Source organism: Faecalicatena contorta (genome assembly GCF_021531995.1).
In the GTDB taxonomy this organism is placed as follows: Bacteria; Bacillota; Clostridia; order Lachnospirales; family Lachnospiraceae; genus Dorea_A; species Dorea_A contorta_A.
Window position 1 is genome coordinate 1 of the sequence record NZ_JAFBIZ010000267.1, and the last position, 907, is coordinate 907.

Consider the following 907-nt stretch of genomic DNA (forward strand, 5'->3'; position numbering starts at 1 on the left):
TTCTATGATATACTATGTTAGAAGGAAGTGATGAATATGAAGATTGAAAAACTAAGTGACAATCAGATTCGCTGTACTTTAACACGTGCGGATCTGGCAGACCGGCAGCTTCAGTTAAGCGAGCTGGCATACGGAACCGAAAAAGCCAAATCACTTTTCCGCGATATGATGCAACAGGCAGCCTTTGAATTTGGATTTGAAGCAGAAGATATTCCTCTTATGATAGAAGCAATTCCTTCATCCGATTCTATCGTGCTGATAATTACTAAAGTCGAGGATCCCGAGGAACTCGATACCCGCTTTTCAAAATTCGCGCCGTCTTCTCCTGGGGAACGGGATTCACGCAAAAAGGATTCTCCCGAAAAACTTAACGGAGCAGACAGTCTACTGGAACTGCTTGATAAAGTAAAGGAAAAATTTGATGCAGCACCTGCCAACGCGACAGAGATTAAAAAAGAAGAAGAAAAATCTCCCCGGGAAGTGGTACGATTATTCTCTTTCACAATTATGGATAATGTACTGAGGGCCGCGCATTTGCTCGCTCCGATGTACACCGGTTCCAACACACTATACAAAGACCACCAGGAAGACATGTATCTTCTTGCACTTGCTCAGTCAGAGCATACCACCGCGGAATTTAATCGTATCTGCAATATGCTTTCTGAGTATGGCACTCCGGAACATGCTTCCGCCGCAATGCTGGCATTCCTTGAAGAACATTGCGAAACTCTGGTTTCTTCAGATGCTGTGCAAAAACTTGCAACGATATAACCTACGATGAAAAGGGAGTGTCGCAAAATAACTGATTAGTCAGTTATGGAGCGAGGCTCCCTCGCTTTTTGTTAAAAATAGAGAAGATCCTCAGAAATGTGGACATCTTCTCTATTTTTTGACGTACTTTAATAAA

The 907-nt window shown here is 42.8% G+C and carries 1 protein-coding gene; it reads left to right on the forward strand.

Going from position 1 to position 907, the window contains the following annotated elements:
- The first annotated feature begins 36 nt into the window (after nucleotides 1-36).
- Complete coding sequence (locus tag JQM82_RS15855) at nucleotides 37-771, forward strand: adaptor protein MecA (protein WP_235251382.1); 735 nt, start codon at nucleotides 37-39, stop codon at nucleotides 769-771.
- Nucleotides 772-907: the final 136 nt, after the last annotated feature.